This window comes from Ruegeria sp., assembly GCF_965199275.1.
In the GTDB taxonomy this organism is placed as follows: domain Bacteria; phylum Pseudomonadota; class Alphaproteobacteria; order Rhodobacterales; family Rhodobacteraceae; genus Ruegeria.
Window position 1 is genome coordinate 143,423 of record NZ_CBDAQX010000015.1, and the last position, 17,779, is coordinate 161,201.

Sequence of the window (17,779 nt, forward strand, 5' to 3'; positions counted from 1 at the left end):
CCGAAACCGGTTTCGGAACGAACAAATAGCTTCAATGACTGCGAATCTATCATATCCACCGCGTGACCAGTCAGGTAGCGCAACCGTCACGGGCCGGGTGAAACTGGACGAATTGGCGGCGCATCTGGGCTTGTCTAAAAGCACGGTTTCGCGCGCGCTTAACGGGTATCCAGATATTTCTTCGGCGACGCGCGCAAGGGTGGAAAAAGCAGCTCGGGTGTTGGGATATCGACCGCTCAGCCATGCGCAGGCGATCCGGACCGGGCAAGTTCGTGCGATAGCTATGGTTATCAACAGCGAGGAGCCGGATCAGCATAATCCCTTCTTGCAGGATTTTCTGGCCGGAGCGTGCGCAGCAGCAAGTAGCCTCGACTGGACCATGACCATTTCCACGGCGACCTCCGAAAAAGACACATTGAAGGTGCTGAGCCGCCTTTACGAGGAACGGAAGGCCGATGGATTCATTCTCCCGCGGACAGCGGTCAAGGATGCGCGTATTGGCCTTCTGCGCAGTCTTGGGGTGCCTCATATTCTGTATGGGCGCACCGGCTATGGACAGCCAAACAACTGGGACGAGACTTCGTGGTTCGACATTGCCGGTGAAAGCGCGATGCGTAACGCCGTTTTGCGACTGAGCAATTTGGGGCATACACGCATAGGCTTTGTCGGCAGCGATCCAAAGTTCAACTATGCGCATCTACGCCGTGACGGATACGCTGAAGGTTTGCACGCTGCTGGTCTGCCCTTGGATCCGGATCTGATCCAGGAAGGGGCGCGCACACGTGAAGATGGCGCGGCTCAGGGACGGGCGCTGATGGCCTTAGATCAACCTCCAACGGCGATTGTCTTCGCGACCGATCTGGCCGCGCTTGGATTCTGTGCGGATGCGCAGGATCAAGGGTTCGAGATCGGGCGCGACATCTCGGTGATTGGCTATGACGGCATTCCTGAATGCCGCTACGCGCGTCCCGCACTGACCACATTTTCCGTAGATTCCCGCGCCGCCGGTGAACGGTTGGCGACCCTACTGATCCGGCAAATCCGTGGCGAAGCGGCTGCAGACTTGCGAGAGCTGGCCGAAGCCAACCTGATCGAAGGTGACTCTGACGGGCCACCAAATCTGACGTCACACGAATTGGCGCGTAAACTGAACCATCTGACGTGAACATAACCGGGGAGGACACCGATGAAACTAACACCCAAAGCTGCGAAGCTGATGCTTGGCTCGTCGCTTGCGCTGGCGCTGACAGCGCTATCAGTGCAGGCCGACACGATCCGTTTTTGGACCACTGAGGAGCAACCTGAACGTCTGGCAAAACAGCAAGAGATGGCGGACCAGTTTAAAGCCGAAACCGGTACCACGGTTGAGGTGATCCCGGTCACCGAAAGCGATCTGGGCACGCGCGCGACTGCCGCTTTTGCGGCTGGCGACCTGCCGGACGTTGTCTATCACACGCTGCAATACGCTTTGCCTTGGGCCGAGGCCGGTATTCTGGACACCGAAGCCGCGACTGAAGTGATCGAAGAACTAGGCGCTGACACTTTCGCCCCTGGTGCTTTGGCGATGGCTGCGTTCAACGACGAAACCGCCTCGGTGCCAGTCGATGGCTGGACCCAGATGGTGGTCTACCGCAAGGACCTGTTCGAAGAGGCCGGTCTGGAAGCCCCCGACAGCTTTGCCGATATTCAGGCCGCGCTTGAGGCCCTGCACAACCCGCCGGAAATGTACGGCTTTGTCTCGGCAACCAAGGTCGACGAGAACTTCATGAGCCAGGTGCTGGAGCATGTGTTCCTCGCCAATGGTGTCAGCCCTGTTGGTCCCGATGGGTTCCAGCCGCTGGACGAAGCCAAAACCACCGAGGTTCTGGATTTCTACAAGGCTATTTCCAAGGCATCGCCTCCGGGTGAGCTTTTCTGGAAGCAATCGCGCGAGCTGTATTTTGACGGCAAGGCCGCAATGATCATCTGGTCGCCCTTTATTCTGGACGAACTCGCGGGTCTGCGTGACAGTGCCCCGCCAACCATCAACGATGATCCGACCTCGCGCGATTTGGCGAGCAAGACCGGCATCGTGACAAAACTGTCCGGCCCGTCGAACCCCGATGGCGCGGCATGGGGGGATGTGCGGTACTTCGGCATCACCAACGACGCCGATACCGATGCGGCGATGGAGTTCGTGAAATTCGCCATGGACGACGGTTACACCCAGACGTTGGCAATCGCACCCGAGGGCAAGTTCCCGGTCCGTCGTGGCAATGCCGACAACCCGACCGCGTTCTCGGAAGCCTGGGCAGAGCTGCCTGTTGGTGTCGACCGCAAAGCGCCCCTGGGTGATCTGTACGAACAATCCATGATCGACGAAATTGTTGGCGGTCTGGATGTGGCGCAGCGCTGGGGCGTGGCCGAAGGCCAACTTGCGCTGGCGTCGAAGATGATCAACAGCCAGGCCATTAACCGCGTCGTTCGCCAGTATATTGACGACGAAATCGACGCGGCCGCAGCCATTGCGGCGATGAACGAAGAGTTGGCCAAGGTTCAGTAACCACCCGGCACCTGCAGCGGCGTGCGCGCCGCTGCCCCTAAACCCTTCGAGGTAACCCATGACTTCGGCCTCCCCACCGACAGGAACCGGGGCGTTAGCCAAACGCGAGGCGCGTCTGGCCTGGGCGCTGCTGGCTCCGACCATCATCAGTGTGTCGCTGGTTGTGATCCTGCCTTTGCTGGCGATCTTCTGGATCAGCTTCAAGCCCTTCACCCTGTCTGACCTGCGCCCGCCTGCACCGGTCGTGCGTGAAAGCCTGCGCGGATCGGGTGATGATCTGCGGATCGAATACCGCCTGCGCAACTCTAGTCAGGATATTGCGATCGATGGCGTGACAGTCCGGGATGTCCTACCCGACGGCGTCACGACACTCGGCGACGTTGCAGCCCCCTGTGTGTTGAACGGGCAAGAGCTGTTCTGCGACTTTGGTACGCTGGAAGGTGGCCAACGCGAGCGCATTCGCGTTCCCGTTGCGGTCGATGGCGACCCGGACGCTTTCGAAGATCTGGTTGAAGGGTCTGAACCAACAGTCACCGGCAGCGGCCCCAGCGTGCTGACAAACTTCGAGTTCAGCCTGGAGAACTTCGCCCGCGTGTTTGACGGCGACGAGTTCTGGGGCGTGCTTTGGGTCACACTTTTCTACACCGTCTTCGGCACCATTGGCGCGCTGGTCATGGGCCTGTTCGCGGCCTTGCTGCTGAACAAGAGCTTCCAGGGGCAGGGGTTCATCCGGGGTCTTTACCTGTTCCCCTACGTGGCGCCCGTCATTGCCGTGGCCTTTACCTGGGTCACGCTGTTTGATCCGTTCTCAGGCTCGGCTAATGCGCTGCTGGTGCAGATGGGGCTGAGCAGCGAGCCGATCAACTTCTTCGGGGAACGCCCACTGGCGTTGATCATGGTCACCGTCTTTGAAATCTGGCGCTATTTCCCGCTGTCCTTCCTGTTCATTCTGGCGCGGATGCAGTCCATCGATAGCAGCATGTATGAGGCGGCGGATATGGATGGCGCGTCACCGTTCCAGAAATTCTGGCTACTGAGCATCCCGCAATTGCTGGGCATCCTGTCGGTCCTGTTCCTGCTGCGCTTCATTTGGACGTTCAACAAGTTCGACGACATCTTCCTGCTGACCGGAGGCAACGCGGGCACACGAACGCTGACTGTGAATGTCTATGAACAGGCCTTTGCGGTCTCGAACATCGGGGCGGGCGCGGCAGTGGCCGTGGTGATCCTGATGTGCCTGATCGCCTTCAGCTTTGTCTTCTTCAAATTCATCAGCCGTGAGGAGGGTCTGTGATGCGCCAAGGGTATATAACTGGCCCGATCCTGGGCGCGCTGTGGCTGGTGGTGATCGCCACCACCATTGCGGTCACAATGTCCTTCGCCACGGGTGCCGCCTTCCGTCCCCAAGTTCTGCTGAGCCTGATCTGGGGCGCGTTGGCTGGTCTGGCGTATGTCCGCTTTCCCGCTCGTCATGCCCTGGCGCGTCTCGGCGTGTCGGCCCTGTTGGGTCTGACCTGCCTGACCGGTTTTGGCCCGGTTCTGATAGGCTCGGACACAACACTGCTAGCGTTGTCGGTCACCGTGGTTTCGATTGCCGTGGTCATGCATCTGTCGATGGCTGAAATCCTGAAAGAGCTGCCCTTTGGCGAACTGACCCGTCACGAGTTCGAAGACGCCGTGATCAGGTTCTGCACTGGTTTTGGCTATATCTTCTTCACGGCCATTGTGGTCATCCCCTTCTACGTGATGGTGATGACCAGCCTGAAATCGCAGCAGGCGCTGTTGCAGAACCCGCTGGATTTTTCGCTGGATCTGGATCAGGGCTGGGCGCTGTTCCGCAGCTATACGGAACTGTTCCGCGACTTCAATTTCGGCTCGTACCTGTGGACGTCCTTCTACGTCTCTGTGCTGACGGTCTTCATCACGCTTGCCTTCAGCATTCCGGGGGCCTATGCGGTCGCGCGGTTCCGGTTCAAAGGGCAAAAGGCATTCTCGCGCTCGATCCTGCTGATCTACATGGTGCCGATGATCGTTCTGGCGCTGCCGATCTATATCGCCTTTTCGCTGACCGGCCTGCGCAACTCGATCCTTGGCATCGTCATGATCTACCCGGTCACCACGATCCCGGTCGCGCTGTACATGCTGCAGGGGTATTTCCGTGGTCTCCCGACCGAGGTGGAGGAGGCTGGTCTAATGGATGGTCTCTCGCGCTTGGCGGTAATCTGGAAGATCACCCTGCCGCTCAGCCTGCCGGCTCTGGCTTCGGTGTCGCTCTATGTCTTCATGATCGCCTGGAACGAATTCCTTCTCGCCTTCATGCTGCTGGACGATCCCTCGAAATTCACTCTAACCCGAGGCGTCACAATGCTGAACTCCTCGGAAATCCCTCGCCAACACCTCATGGCTGGCGCAGTGATTGCCACTGTTCCAATCATGGCCCTGTTCCTGGGGCTTGAACGTTTCATGACCAAAGGCCTGACGGCTGGCTCGGTCAAAGGATGACAGAAATGAACCACTTTACTTCGCCGACAGAGTCAGCACGCAATATCCTGATCGCCAATGATCGGGGTGGCTATACGATCCCGACCAGCGGGCTCTATCCCTACCAATGGAACTGGGACAGCGCGATCGCCGCGCTGGGCTTTGCCGAGTTCGATATCGACCGCGCCTGGACTGAGCTTGAGACGCTGTTCTCGGGCCAGTGGGAGGACGGAATGGTTCCCCACATCCTGTTCCACAAAACGGATCCGGGCTATTTCCCCGGGCCGGATGTCTGGGGCGGCATCGGGCCGATTGCCTCCTCTGGCGTAACGCAGCCACCGTTGGCGGGCACCATGGCCCGGCGGGTATGGGAGAAAGACCGCGCGGCTGGTGAAGCCCGCCTCCGGGCCCTGTTCCCGGCTATGCTGGCCTGGCATCGGTGGTTTATGACATGGCGTCTCGATGACCACGGTACGGTTTGCACCACCCACCCTTGGGAGGCTGGGCGCGACAATGCACCGGACTGGGACGACGCAATGGCGAGCATTGACGCCTCAGACGTGGGGGAATACCAGCGTCGCGACACGAGCCACGTGAACAGCGCCGACCGGCCCACCAAATACGACTATGACCGCTACATCAAACTGGTCCAGATTGGACGTGAAGCGGGCTGGGATCAGCAGCAATTGATGGAGAAGAACCCGTTCCGCGTCGCCGATCCGACGATGAGTTTCACAACTCTACGCGCCGCCCGCGATCTGCTGGCGATAAGTGAGGAGTTGGGGATCAGTGCCGAAGGCCTCGGTGAAGACGTAGACCGGCTCGAGGTCGGCGCAAAGTCACTGTGGAACGAGGCTTTGGACACCTTTGATTCCCGAAATGCGCATACGGGCAAATGGGCTAAAAGCGTTTCAAATGCAAGCTATCTGTGTTGGTATGCAGGCATTGAATCTCAGCAAATGTTGGACCGTTTGAAAACTGTTTTGACCACGGTCCCGCACCCAATCCCTAGCTATGATCACAAATCGCCCAAGTTTGACGAACGCCGATATTGGCGTGGGCCAACATGGGCGTTCATGAACATGCTGACGGGGTTCGGTCTGAAGGATATGGGCCACGGGGTTGAGGCCGAAGCACTACGCCTGAAAACCGGTCGTCTGATCGCTGGCCACGGATTTGCCGAATATTATGACCCGATTACCGGCAGTCCCGCTGGGGGCAACTCTTTCACATGGACCGCTGCCGTCTGGCTGCATTGGGCAGGGAGGAACTGATGGGCAGCATAGAGCTCAATTCCGTCGAAAAATGGTTCGGCGAAGTGCAGGTGATCAAAGGCATCGACCTAAAGATCGAAGAAGGTGAGTTCGTCGTCTTCGTCGGCCCGTCGGGCTGTGGTAAATCAACCCTGTTGCGGATGATCGGTGGGCTCGAGGACATCTCGCGCGGGTCTCTTTTGATCAATGGGGATGACGTCACCGACAACCCACCTTCGAAGCGCGGGCTGACCATGGTGTTCCAGTCCTATGCGCTTTATCCTCACCTGACCGTGGCCGAAAATATGGGGTTTTCGCTGAAAGTGGCGGGCGTATCCAAGGGCGAGATTGCCGAACGCGTGGGCAAAGCCGCCGAGGTGCTCAAGCTGGAACCCTATTTGGAGCGCAAACCTAAAGACCTGTCCGGCGGCCAGCGTCAGCGCGTTGCGATCGGTCGGTCCATTGTGCGTGACCCCACCGCATTCCTGTTCGATGAACCGCTATCCAACCTAGACGCCGCTCTTAGAGTCGAGATGCGGTATGAGATTGCCAAGCTTCACCAGAGCCTGAACCGCACCATGATCTATGTGACTCATGATCAGGTCGAAGCGATGACACTGGCTGATCGTATCGTGGTGCTGGAATTCGGCAAGATTGCACAGGTCGGGACCCCACGCGAACTATACGAACGCCCCGCCAACTTGTTCGTGGCGCAGTTCATCGGCAGTCCGAAAATGAACGTCATTCCCTGCACTGTTTCCGGCGATCAGTTCCAGCTGGAGAACGGTGGAGGCGGCCCGTTTGATCGGACTGGTACAGCCACGATGCTGGGCATCCGCCCGGAACATATCAGTGTGGTCGAACTTGGCTCGGGTCACAGCGACGGAAAGGTCGAGGTGGTCGAGTATCTTGGCGCAGATATGTTCATCATCGTCGATTGCGGGTTTGAGGAGAAGGTCACGGTTCGCCTTGGCGGGGACACGCAGATCAAAGCCGGAGCGCAAATCGGCTTGTATTTTGCACCCGAGAAACTGCAATTTTTTGACGCGGCAGGGCAGACGATTAGCCCAGATGAACGGGTGTGACACTTTTGAGATGTTTGGGGATGTGTCGCAAGCTTCTGGAATGGCCAGAGCCAGCGACTCACTGGACACACCTATCCTGAGATCTTGGCAAATAGCCGAAAACTATTCTCCGTGGAGCTAAAAATTGCCACTTCCAAATCATGTAGGCGATCTCGATACCGTTCAGTGCAACCGAGGCGGATCTGAACGCGCGCATGAGCCGTACGCAACGCTTTATGACGCGACGATCCTGCTCGGTCAGGTTGTTAAGTTACTTGTACCTGACTGTTTGGGTTCTTACTGAGCAGCTAAGCCGACTAATGATTTTGTTCACTTTTCGAATGCCTGCCTGGTTCGCTCCACTTTTGTTGATCACGATCTTGTCTGGAATCCCATTGGAAGACAGAGCTTTGGCAAAGAACTTTGTTGCAGCTGGACGTTCCTTCTGCTCAGACAGTATGAAATCAAGGGTATTTCCCGCTTCGACGGCGGTCCTATGGAGGCAAACCTAACTGCCGCGAACACGAGCATATATCTCGTCCATGCGCTGGGAACTCAGCGTTAGTCGCTTCTTCAATTGCGCGCGCGCTGCGATTATCGGTGAATACTTAGCAATTCACTTTTTGAAAGTGGCGTGGTCGATCCGCACGCCGCGTTCAGCCATGATCTCTTCGAGGTCACGATAGGACTGTCAATCGGCATTGAATAATGACCCCCCATCGGCGTCCAAATTTGACCCCCCTTGGAGCTAAGAGGGGCGTTGAGGGGGTCGTGTTTAGGTTGATTCAGGAGGGGGTGGACAGCAGGTCAAACCGAAAAGAGAGCGTAGCTCGACTGAAGGTTTGACCTGCTGTCTGTTTTGAATTTATTCCCCGATTTCGAGGTTAGTCGCGGTGGTTAATTCGCCAGCTTTCGTTCCCGGTTTCGATGATATCGCAATGGTGTGTCAGTCGATCCAGGAGAGCAGTGGTCATTTTGGCATCTGTGAACACACTCGGCCATTCAGCAAATGCGAGGTTGGTTGTTAGCAGAATAGACGTTCGCTCGTACAGTTTGCTGATGAGATGGAAGAGTAATCGTCCACCAGACTCTGCGAACGGCAGATAACCGAGTTCGTCTATAATCACGAGGTCGACGCGGATCAGCTGCTCGCTGAGCCGCCCGGCGTTGCCTTCGCGATGTTCAGCCTCCAGCTTGTTCGCGAGATCCACAGCGCTGAAGAACCTGACCCGCCGGCGGTTATTGACCGCGTGGCCCCCGATCGCTGTTGCGAGATGCGTTTTGCCCGATCCGGTTCCACCGACCAGCACGCCATTCCTGGCCTGGTCCATAAAATCGCCGTCATGAAGATTGCGCACGACTTCCTCGTTGACGGGGCTGACCGTGAAGTCGAACTCAGGTAAGGACTTGCAGACCGGGAACTTTGCGGCACCCATCTGATACCGGATCGAGCGCGCAGTCTTTTCGGCCAGTTCGGCCGTGAGGAGTTCGGCCACGACCTGTTGGGGCCGCCAGTTGTTTTTGGCTGCGGCCTGCATCACTTCGTCAAAGCAGTTGACGATGCCTGGCAACTTCAGTTGACGGGCAAGTTCGAGAATTTCCTTACGCAGTTGCATGGGAGCCTCCAAGCCTGTCATAGCGAGCGCAATCCGCGATCGGTGCCATTTTCAGCTGCAGGTGGGCAGGCGGCTCAATCGCCTTTGGCGGCGGGGGATTGGTGCGCCGAGAGACAATGTTCAGGATCGCATCGGCCTTGCGCAGGCCAGATTTTAGAGCTTCTTCGCAGGCAGCCTCGACCACATCAATGTCGTGCTGGTAAGCAGCGAAAAGAATATCGGCAAGTTGCCGGTCTCCGTCGGATGTGCCCCGCAGATGGGTCCAGATCTGCGTCATTGCCGGTGGTAGGTCCCAGTCACGGAACGGTGCTCCATTGCGCAGAGCGCCAGGCTTGCGCTTGAGGACGGGCACATAGTGCCAAGGGTTGAAGATCGTTTTTCCTCGGCCGAAGCACCGTTCGTGCTCTCCGACAATCTCACCGTCTTGGCGCAGGACAATCCGCGTGGCGTAGACCTGCAACTGGACCTGACGTCCAACAGCTCTTGCCTCAACGCTGTATTTGTTTCTTTCGAAGTTGATCAGGCAGGTTCGGCTCACGGCGACCGTCTTTTCACGGAACCCGACGAAGGGCTTCTGCAGATGCGTCAGCAGCGGCTTTTCCTGCTGGAACTCCTCCCAGACCGTCACCTCCAGGTTTTCCGGATGCCGCAGTTCTTTTGCGCGTTTGATCGCGTCTTTTTGCAGCCGGGCATTCAATTCATCGAAGTCGGCCACCTCCAGACGCGGTGTAAAACTATAGGCGCGGCTCTCCTTGACCAGATTCTCAACCTGACCCTTCTCCCAACCGGCCGCGCGCGTACAGGCGATCGGGTTCACCAGATGATGAGAACACATCCGGGAGAATGCCTTGTTGAACTTTCTTTCCTTGCCCGACAGGATCGCATCGACGGCGGTCGTCATGTTATCGTAGATCCCGTTGATGCAGCCTCCACCAAAGAATTTGAAGGCCTCGTCGTGGGCATCAAAGACCATCTCCTGCGTCTCGCGCGGATAGGCAATGGAGAATGGCATGCGGCTATGGCAAAGTTTGAAATGGGCAACCTTCACGGTCGTGAGTGCACCGTCCATCAAAACCGTCTCCACACTCCAGTCGAACTGGTACGCCTCCCCAGGATCAAAGATCAGCGGGATGAACGCCTGCGCCTGTTGTCGGCCGTGCGCAATGCGCCAATTCTTTGTGTAGCGTCGAACACTGTCATACCCGCCGCCAAAACCATCATCGGAGAGTTCCTTCCAGATTTTGGTCATCCGCTTGCGGTGTTTCTTCGGAAGCGCCTCGTTCTCCTCAAGCGTTTCATCCAGACGCGCGCGCCAAGGCCCGAGCACCGGGTATGGCTGCGATTTGCGCTCATATTTGAACTCCGTCACTCCCGATCGGATTATCTTTCGAACCGTTGCACGGCTCAAATTGAGCGAACGGCAAATTTCCTTGATGCTCTTTTTTTCGATCAGGTGTAAGCGACGCACTTTTCTAATAGTTTCCACGCAAATCATCCCGCTTGCCTCTCCATCGACTGCTCAATGAAAAGGATGTCTACAACCATAGGGAGGGGTCAAATTTGGACGCCGATTTCCCCGCTTAGGGGGTCAAAATTGCACGCTTTTCTACACGATAGGACACTGTGTACCGTAGATAGAACTATACGGCGTGAAAACTCCATCCTTGGGGAAATGACAAGCTTTCGATGAGACCATGCCAAAACCTGTAGGTAGGATACAAACGCCAGCTCACGCATGTTCGTTAATTACACCCCAAAGTTTGCGAAACATCCCTCTTTTCTGGTTCAGTGAACAGCAAAGCCACAAGGGCGTTGCCTCCTTCAAGGACTGGTTGCTCGAGCAGACGCAGAAGCTACAGGGAGCGCCCCCTCGATTTGCCAAACCTGTTCAAGACGTTGCGTGTGATCTGTTCGACTTGGTCGTCCTGCCGGATCAGGCCCGCGACCCATTCGCAGGTCGCAGCGGTGAATATCTCGCCCTTGCCACGCGGCCACGAGATGATCATTCCGTTGCCGCGTTTGCAGGCGTCCAAGGTTTCGGGCGTGACCTCTCCGAAGAGCACCTGCGCTTTGAACGCCGCATCCGCTGACCCGATGTAGAGCGTTTCACCCCAAATACCGTGATCGGCCTCGATATTGGTTGCGAGCCCCATTGCGAGGATGTCGATCTCCGGCACGGCACCATCCGTGCAGGTCGGAAAGGGCAACCCATCCTCGAAACGGTAGTCCAGCCCGTCAACCTCGTAGCCGAAAATCCGCGATCGCGCGCCCAGCGCGTCCCCATAACCGAGCCCGGCTCCGTCAAAGGCCCAATGATCGGACCGGTAAATCGTAAAGCCACCCGTACCGCCGCCAACACAGTTGCCAAGTCCGGCATAGACGCCGCGCAGGGCGTTAACACCGAAGGTCAACGCGCCGGGACGGTTCACTGGGTTCACCTCGAACGCACCCGTGACAAGGTGCTCTTGATCAGTCCCCATCAAAGGGTCCTGATCTGCGATATACTTGTAGCAGACCTGTGTGCGGCCTTCGTCCTCGATCCGGGTCTGCCACAGGAAATTCCCGGCAAACCGCGCGACATGCCCCCCGGAATCGACATAGGCATCGACAGCATCGCGCATGTCCGCGCTCCAGTATTCATCGTGGCCAACGAAAACGGCACAGGCATAGCGGTTCAGAAGAGCAGGGTCGCGGTGCAGATCGTGCTGTGTGACCATGTCGAATGCATATCCCTCAGCCTCGGCCCAACGGGCGAAATGTCGTTCGTAGCTTGCCCAGCCCGCCGAAGCGTATTTCTTGGAATAGCCATAGGCATAGGCCCACTCCATGTAGGGATAGCGCACCATCTCGTCAGGCTTGGTCGGCTGTTCGCGCAACGCACGCGGTGCGCCCTCGGGCAGTTTGCAGAACCCTCGCGTCCATGGCCTCTGTGTGGAGACGATGGGTGAAAAAGCATCGCCATTCGGCCCTGTGATACCCTCATAGTGATTGGACCCGCCCCAGCAATTATAGGCTAGCCAGGTGCCCGTTGCACAAACCAAAACATAGGGCGGTGGCGCAGCATCTGGCGCGGTTCTGATTAGAATGACATGGTGTTCTTCAACCACATCATCGCCCTTCCGGGCGCGAAAAGTGACCAGATAACCGCCGGGTGCCCAATCATCGGGGATGGTGAAGGCATAGGACTCGGGCCAACCACAGCCTTTGACCGAGCAATCCCGCGGCGTTGGATGATGCGCCCCCGACAGGCCGCTCTTGGTCAGTAGTGGCTCATAGAGTTGCCCGTCGCGGCCGATCTCAAGCTCCCATTCCGTTGCCGTGGTGGACACGTGCAGCGCAACGCGGTCCCCGGGTGCATAGCTCATTTCTGGGGTGTAGCCCCATATTTCCAGAACCGCCTCGTCACGCGCCGGGCCGATATAGTAGTTATCAAGGATATGGCGCGCCTTTGCACGGCTACGCGGCGTGGTCGCCGGTCCGGGGTGGTCCTGTGTCATATGTCTACTCCGGCAAAAACTTATCCGACCAGCTTTCGGCAGCTGCGCCATTTTCGATCATGTGCCCGATTTCCTCGTTCGTATAGCCTAGCCGTGCGAGGATTTCGCGCGTGTCCTGCCCGTATTTCGGAGCGGGTCCGGGGATCGTGATAGAGGCTTTCTCGGGCCGCACCGCATTGGGCGCGACAAGGTCGACCCACTTCCCCATCGGGTGCTGATCATGGCGCACCGCGCGGAAGGTCGCCTTTGAGATGTCGATCCTACCGTCGCTTTCGAACTGCAGGCCTGCGTCGCGCGTGTCATGGAGGGAACCAAGAGGCGTGATACCCACCGAGCCGGCGGCAAAGACGTGCATCCAGTCTGTCACCGGTTTTTGCGCAAACCGCTCGGCAAGGGCGGCTTCCAATTCGGTGTCATCCTTTCCGACGAGATCGGACAGATCAGTCACCCGTTTAAGGGCCGCTTCCCGCTCTGTCGGGGCAGCAAAGAACATCCAGCCATCGGCGGCGGCATAACAGCGATAGAACGGCCCCCAACCTCGCACCTCGCGTCCTGAAGGCTCGTCGAACGCTGGACGCCCTTCGAAATCATACATGAATTGCGCCTGGATCATTTCACCTGCAGCGGCCAGTGAGGCGCGGGCAACACCACCTTTGCTGGTCACCCTTAACCGTTCCAGCGCCGCTCCGAGAGCCACGCAGGCACAATGCCCGGTCAGTGCGTCGATCGTGCCGAAATGAGCATGCTCTTCGGGTGTCTCCGGCCCGCCACCAAAGCGCGTCATCACACCTGTCGCGGCTTGCGCTAGGTCGTCATAGCCAAGGTGATCCGATTTTGGCCCCCGACGTGGTCCGCCCCACGCGTCGAGCTGCACCATAATGAGCCGCGGATTGAGTTCCTTCAGTCGCGCTTCGCTCAGGCCTAGTGCATCACGTTGCTGATCGGTGCCGTTCGTGGTTATCACATTGGCCCGCGCCACCATTCGCCATAGTGCCTCTTGCCCCTGTACCGAGCGCAGATCGAGCAACACGCTTTTCTTGCCTCGTTGCGCATGCAGCCCGAACACCACCGCATTCCATGGATCCACCGAAGGCCGTACAGGCTGTACCAGCGTGACCTGCGCCCCGAACCGCACCAGTGTAGACCCGATGGTCGGCCCGGCAATGACGTTGGTCAGATCCAGCACCTTCAGCCCGTCCAGCCAGAGGCCGTTGCCGTCGCCGCCCATGGGCATTCGCGGCGTCTCTGCAAGAACGCCGCTCAGCGCATCGCGAAAGTCGTCCCGCTTTGGCCCAGCGGCTTTATCCATTGCGCCTGGATCATCGGCCAGCCAAGCGACGTTGCCCATCTGCCGCATCTGCCCGTGGCGGGGATCGTCAAGCGCGACCACCAGCCCCGAGGCCAACGCATGGGGGTCCGCCAGCCATTCGGCCATGCTGCGTTGCGCTGTGGCCGGAGCCTTGGCCGCGCCGAAAAGTTCTTCCCATTCATGCGCGGGACGGGTCAGGAATGCTGCTTTCATCGCATCAGCCAATCGCCTGCGATCGCCTACCCCCACCGGATAGTTGCGCAAAGCCCATTCCGCGGGCCAATCCGCCTGATCGACATAGACATCAAAATCCGGCAATTCCTTCAACAGATCGCCAAGCCCGAGAACCTCCAGCACCCTTTGGGGGTGGTTCACGATCGAGCAAGACACGATGTAAAACCCGCGCCCATCGGCACAGGTATAGGTGCGGTAGAACGGATCAAGAAATTCAGATAGCTCGGCGAAGCTCAGGTTGTTGGGCAGGCCTTCGCGCGCGCGCCGCTCCAACTCCAACTCACGCGGAGATTTGTAGCGGTCGGGGTAGTCCTCGATCTGCTCGCAATTGTAAACCAGCCCCTCCATTAGGGCAGACGCAAGCGGCACTTCGATGTGGTCACCTCCCATCCGGGGCCGCGCGGCCAACGCAAATAGGACCGACATCGCGCCGAATGCGGCACCATAGGCCGAGGCCAGTCCCAGCGGGGTAAAGGAAGGGTTGATCCCCATCAGCCGACGGTTCAACCCCATGTCGGTAAATTGCCCAGTGCGCGCCGCGATCACCGCTTCCCAGGCTGCCATCTCGGCGAGCTCGGGATCGGTCGACGCAAAGCCGGGAAGCGACAGCTAAACGATATCAGCGTTCACCTGCCTTAGCGCCTCCGGCCCAAGCCCCAGCCGCTCCATCACGCCGGGACGGAAGTTCTCGATCACCACGTCAGCGCGGCGAACCAGATCTAGCGCTGTATCGCGCCCGTCGGCAGTCTTGAGATCAAGCGTCAGCGCACGCTTGCCACGCGATAACATGTCAAAAGCCGGGTCCTTCCACTTGGGGCCACTTGGCGGATCGATGCGGATCACCTCGGCCCCGAGATCGGCCAGCATCATCCCGACCAACGGCCCGGCCAGAAAATGCCCAAAATCAAGGACACGAATGTGGGAAAGCGGGCGGTTCTGCATGGTTACTGGATCCTGTTCCGACGGTTTACCCCCACAAATCTATGAAATTGTCTGGGCATGTTTCATATTCATCCTGCCAAAAATGAGATCAATTCTGCCAATGCATCCCATCTACGTCTCTGTTTTCCTGTGCAACGCGTTTTCCAATATGGTGCTTGCATGCCTGCTTGAACCGTTGCGGGTGGTGCGCGATCAAACCGGTGCAGATATCCGCTGGAATATCCTGACGGATGGCGACCGTACCGTAAGCAGTTCCAGCGGTCTAAGCGTTTCACCGGAAATGCCAATAGCGGACGCGCTTGAGCCTGATCTGGTCATCATCATTGGCGGCGACGAATTTCGAAACACCAAGGGCGTGACCTCCGCTCGCAGTTTTGGGCGGCTGATGCAGGGTGCCACGGTGATTGCAGCTGATACCGGTGCCTGGATTCTGGCGCGGGGTGGGTTCCTGAACGCTCGGAACGCAACGTTGCACTGGCAGCTACTTGAGGAATTCGCCGAGGAGTTTCCTAAGGTTGAGGTTCTCCCTGATCGCCATGTGCAGGATGGCCAGTTCTGGACATGCGGCAGCGCGGCGGCGGCGTTTGATCTGATGTTGAAATTCGTTCGAGAGAGGTTTGGCGCCTCGGTCTCATTTGATGCCGGTGCAATGTTCATACACGATACGCCAGACGGCACGGTGCCTCATATCCCGATCAGGCATTGTCGCAAGCGGTGTCCCCGAAGCTCAAACGTGTCGTTGTGCTCATGTCCGAAGCGCTCGAAACAACACAGTCTATCCCCGCCCTGGCGGAACAGGCACATATATCCGAACGATCCTTGCGCCGTCTGTTCTGGGCAGAATTGCAGACGACGCCTGGGCGATACTACTTGCTGCTTCGCCTGGCCCGCGCCCGCGAGTTGCTTAGACATAGCGACCTCTCACTCGATCAAATCGCTTTGCGTTGCGGTTTTGCGAGTTCGACCACCCTGACACGCAGCCTGCGCAAGAATTTCGTAACCGATCCGCTTCAGGATCGCCGGGCAAATCTGTGACTATTTCAACCTACGCTTTGCGAAAATTGCTCTGCAAAGGGCAAGCAACAAATTTTCGGTCTTTGCTGAGCATGGCTTACACTAATCGACGTGTTCAAAAACGGCCGTTGGGACGATCCCCACGAACCGCAGGGCATTGTCTCTAACCTGCTGTCATAGCGGCCTGTGGTGAAGCCCAGAGGCCCTTAAAGCGGACTTTGAAGCAAAGTGTTGTTTCCGTCGCGAAGGACGGAAAGTGGCAGTTCGCGCTACTTCATGCCGTACCACATTCAGTACCAAAAAGCTGTCGTCGTTTGATTTAAGGAAAAACGAAACCCTCATTGAATCTGCGAAAAACGTTGATCTCCCAAATTTTCGCGCTTACGGGCGGCTCGCCCTGTTGCACCACAGCGCCGTCTTTCAAAACCACAAGGTGATCTTTCAGTTTTTGCGCTTCATCGCGATCGTAGGTGAAGAAGATTATGGTTTTGTGCAACTCGTCTTACAACTGCTAACAGCAGATCTGTCGCTAACACGCGATATGTCCGGTGTATGTAACATGCGATCTGTCCGGTTCTATTCTGTCTCTGAGAGGAGGCGTTATGAACCGAGCAGAAGTGTTACAGGAAGTTCGACTGATGAAGTTTGAAGATGTGTATTCGCGGCGAAGCGCGAACAAGCTGACGCAAGAACAGGCGGCTGAGATACTGGGTGTATCCGTGCGCACCGTCAGGCGTTGGGAGGATCGATTTGAGGCGGATGGTGCAGAAGGTCTGTACGACCGTCGGCTTGGCAAACTGGCCAACAATCGTGTTGCCACGGATAAGGTCATGGAGATGCTTGAACTGTTTGATACCAAGTACTGGGATTACACGCCGAAGCATTTCCACGAGAAGCTGGTGGCCCACCATGGTTTCACACAGAGCTACAACTGGGTGCGGCTTACACTGCAGCGCCACGGCCGGGTTCAGGCAGCACCCCGACGAGGTGCCCATCGGCGCAAGCGGCCCCGCCGTCCGATGGTTGGCATGATGTTGCATCAGGACGGCTCCAGCCATGAATGGGTTCCGGGTCAGTGGTGGGATCTGATCGTCACCATGGACGATGCCACCAACCGGGTTTATTCGGCATTCTTTGTCGAGGAAGAAGGGACGATGAGCAGTTTTCAGGGGCTGACAGAGGTGATCGAGGCGCAAGGTCTGTTTTGCTCGCTCTATGCCGATCGGGGCTCTCATTACTGGCATACGCCCGAAGCGGGCGGCAAAGTGGACAAGGACAATCTGACCCAGGTCGGGCGCGCCTTGCAGCAACTCGGCATTGAGCTGATCCCGGCCTATTCACCGCAGGCCCGTGGACGGTCTGAACGCATGTTTGGCACGTTCCAGAACCGATTGCCGCAGGAACTGCGGTCCCATGGGATCACAACCATTGAAGAGGCCAATCAGTTCCTGAAAGAGGTCTATCTTCCCGAACACAATGCCCTGTTTGCAAGGGAGCCGGAGGATACGACCTCGGCCTTCGTGCCGTTTACAGGCAATGTGCGCGACACCCTGTGTGTGCAGGAAGACCGCGTCGTCGGCAACGACAATACGGTGCGCTACAAGGGCCTGGTCATGCAGATCGCGGCAGACAGGCACCGTCATCATTTCGTCAAGGCGAAGGTCAGGGTCCACGAATACCCCGATGGTCAACTGGTCATCTTCCACGGCCCGAGATGCATTGGCCGCTACCAGCCTGACGGATCACCCATCACACAGGAGGATGTCGCTAACACGCGATATGTCCGGTGTATGTAACATGCGATCTGTCCGGTTCTATTCTGTCTCT

At 57.7% G+C, this 17,779-nt stretch carries 12 protein-coding genes and 4 pseudogenes; 9 read left to right on the forward strand and 7 right to left on the reverse strand.

Going from position 1 to position 17,779, the window contains the following annotated elements; genetic code table 11:
* The first annotated feature begins 97 nt into the window (after positions 1-97).
* The 6 genes from ACOERD_RS11955 to ACOERD_RS11980 are packed head-to-tail and all read left to right on the forward strand — an operon-like array spanning position 98 to position 7,361.
* On the forward strand, positions 98-1,165 hold the full coding sequence (locus ACOERD_RS11955) for a LacI family DNA-binding transcriptional regulator (protein WP_419739162.1): 1,068 nt from the start codon (positions 98-100) through the stop codon (positions 1,163-1,165).
* 21 nt (positions 1,166-1,186) lie between these two features.
* On the forward strand, positions 1,187-2,542 hold the full coding sequence (locus ACOERD_RS11960) for an extracellular solute-binding protein (protein WP_170380657.1): 1,356 nt from the start codon (positions 1,187-1,189) through the stop codon (positions 2,540-2,542).
* A 58-nt stretch (positions 2,543-2,600) separates the two neighbouring features.
* Complete coding sequence (locus ACOERD_RS11965) at positions 2,601-3,836, forward strand: carbohydrate ABC transporter permease (RefSeq protein ID WP_419739163.1); 1,236 nt, start codon at positions 2,601-2,603, stop codon at positions 3,834-3,836.
* Positions 3,836-5,044: a carbohydrate ABC transporter permease gene (locus ACOERD_RS11970; protein ID WP_419739164.1), complete on the forward strand. Its 1,209-nt coding sequence runs from the start codon at positions 3,836-3,838 to the stop codon at positions 5,042-5,044. The genes ACOERD_RS11965 and ACOERD_RS11970 overlap by 1 nt, the downstream gene beginning before the upstream one ends.
* Before the next feature lie 5 nt (positions 5,045-5,049).
* Positions 5,050-6,297 (forward strand): MGH1-like glycoside hydrolase domain-containing protein, encoded by a 1,248-nt coding sequence (locus tag ACOERD_RS11975; protein ID WP_419739165.1) that lies wholly within the window; start codon positions 5,050-5,052, stop codon positions 6,295-6,297.
* Entirely contained in the window at positions 6,297-7,361 is a 1,065-nt protein-coding gene (locus tag ACOERD_RS11980; protein WP_419739166.1) for an ABC transporter ATP-binding protein, read from the forward strand. Before ACOERD_RS11975 ends, ACOERD_RS11980 begins: the two co-directional genes overlap by 1 nt.
* Positions 7,362-7,611: 250 nt before the next feature.
* On the opposite strand, the pseudogene ACOERD_RS11985 reads toward ACOERD_RS11980, so the two are convergent.
* The 6 genes and pseudogenes from ACOERD_RS11985 to ACOERD_RS12010 form a co-directional block, all read right to left on the reverse strand.
* Positions 7,612-7,818 (reverse strand): annotated as a pseudogene (locus tag ACOERD_RS11985) (IS6 family transposase); the annotation flags it as partial.
* Positions 7,819-8,224: 406 nt separating this feature from the next.
* Complete coding sequence (gene istB / locus ACOERD_RS11990; RefSeq protein ID WP_419737606.1) at positions 8,225-8,956, reverse strand: IS21-like element helper ATPase IstB; 732 nt, start codon at positions 8,954-8,956, stop codon at positions 8,225-8,227.
* A complete protein-coding gene (gene istA, locus ACOERD_RS11995; RefSeq protein WP_419737605.1) occupies positions 8,943-10,451 on the reverse strand; it encodes an IS21 family transposase in 1,509 nt (502 codons plus the stop codon). Before istA ends, istB begins: the two co-directional genes overlap by 14 nt.
* Before the next feature lie 358 nt (positions 10,452-10,809).
* A complete protein-coding gene (locus tag ACOERD_RS12000; protein WP_419739167.1) occupies positions 10,810-12,453 on the reverse strand; it encodes a N,N-dimethylformamidase beta subunit family domain-containing protein in 1,644 nt (547 codons plus the stop codon).
* 4 nt (positions 12,454-12,457) lie between these two features.
* Positions 12,458-13,762, reverse strand: coding sequence for a CoA transferase (locus ACOERD_RS12005; RefSeq protein WP_419739410.1), 1,305 nt, complete (start codon positions 13,760-13,762; stop codon positions 12,458-12,460).
* Positions 13,751-14,938, reverse strand: a pseudogene (locus ACOERD_RS12010) (CaiB/BaiF CoA transferase family protein); the annotation flags it as partial. The gene ACOERD_RS12005 and the pseudogene ACOERD_RS12010, both read right to left, overlap by 12 nt.
* A gap of 148 nt (positions 14,939-15,086) precedes the next feature.
* Here ACOERD_RS12010 and ACOERD_RS12015 point away from each other — a divergent pair.
* Both ACOERD_RS12015 and ACOERD_RS12020 read left to right on the forward strand, forming a co-directional pair.
* Positions 15,087-15,488 (forward strand): annotated as a pseudogene (locus ACOERD_RS12015) (DJ-1/PfpI family protein); the annotation flags it as partial.
* Between the two features lie 197 nt (positions 15,489-15,685).
* Positions 15,686-15,973, forward strand: a complete 288-nt coding sequence (locus ACOERD_RS12020) for a helix-turn-helix domain-containing protein (RefSeq protein WP_419739168.1) — start codon at positions 15,686-15,688, stop codon at positions 15,971-15,973.
* Positions 15,974-16,340: 367 nt separating this feature from the next.
* Here the strand turns inward: ACOERD_RS12020 and ACOERD_RS12025 are convergent.
* Positions 16,341-16,454, reverse strand: a pseudogene (locus tag ACOERD_RS12025) (glycine betaine/L-proline ABC transporter ATP-binding protein); the annotation flags it as partial.
* A 100-nt stretch (positions 16,455-16,554) separates the two neighbouring features.
* On the opposite strand from ACOERD_RS12025, the gene ACOERD_RS12030 reads away from it, so the two are divergent.
* Positions 16,555-17,748, forward strand: a complete 1,194-nt coding sequence (locus ACOERD_RS12030) for an ISNCY family transposase (RefSeq protein WP_419739169.1) — start codon at positions 16,555-16,557, stop codon at positions 17,746-17,748.
* Positions 17,749-17,779 lie beyond the last annotated feature (31 nt).

Bases quoted from the DNA above. Each gene is read 5' to 3' on its own strand.
- ACOERD_RS12030 (WP_419739169.1), top strand. From the start codon at position 16,555: ATGAACCGAGCAGAAGTGTTACAGGAAGTTCGACTGATGAAGTTTGAA.
- istB (WP_419737606.1), bottom strand. From the start codon at position 8,956: ATGCAACTGCGTAAGGAAATTCTCGAACTTGCCCGTCAACTGAAGTTG.
- ACOERD_RS12000 (WP_419739167.1), bottom strand. From the start codon at position 12,453: ATGACACAGGACCACCCCGGACCGGCGACCACGCCGCGTAGCCGTGCA.
- ACOERD_RS11960 (WP_170380657.1), top strand. From the start codon at position 1,187: ATGAAACTAACACCCAAAGCTGCGAAGCTGATGCTTGGCTCGTCGCTT.
- ACOERD_RS11975 (WP_419739165.1), top strand. From the start codon at position 5,050: ATGAACCACTTTACTTCGCCGACAGAGTCAGCACGCAATATCCTGATC.
- ACOERD_RS11970 (WP_419739164.1), top strand. From the start codon at position 3,836: ATGCGCCAAGGGTATATAACTGGCCCGATCCTGGGCGCGCTGTGGCTG.
- ACOERD_RS12020 (WP_419739168.1), top strand. From the start codon at position 15,686: ATGTCCGAAGCGCTCGAAACAACACAGTCTATCCCCGCCCTGGCGGAA.
- ACOERD_RS11965 (WP_419739163.1), top strand. From the start codon at position 2,601: ATGACTTCGGCCTCCCCACCGACAGGAACCGGGGCGTTAGCCAAACGC.
- ACOERD_RS12005 (WP_419739410.1), bottom strand. From the start codon at position 13,762: ATGGATAAAGCCGCTGGGCCAAAGCGGGACGACTTTCGCGATGCGCTG.
- ACOERD_RS11980 (WP_419739166.1), top strand. From the start codon at position 6,297: ATGGGCAGCATAGAGCTCAATTCCGTCGAAAAATGGTTCGGCGAAGTG.
- istA (WP_419737605.1), bottom strand. From the start codon at position 10,451: ATGATTTGCGTGGAAACTATTAGAAAAGTGCGTCGCTTACACCTGATC.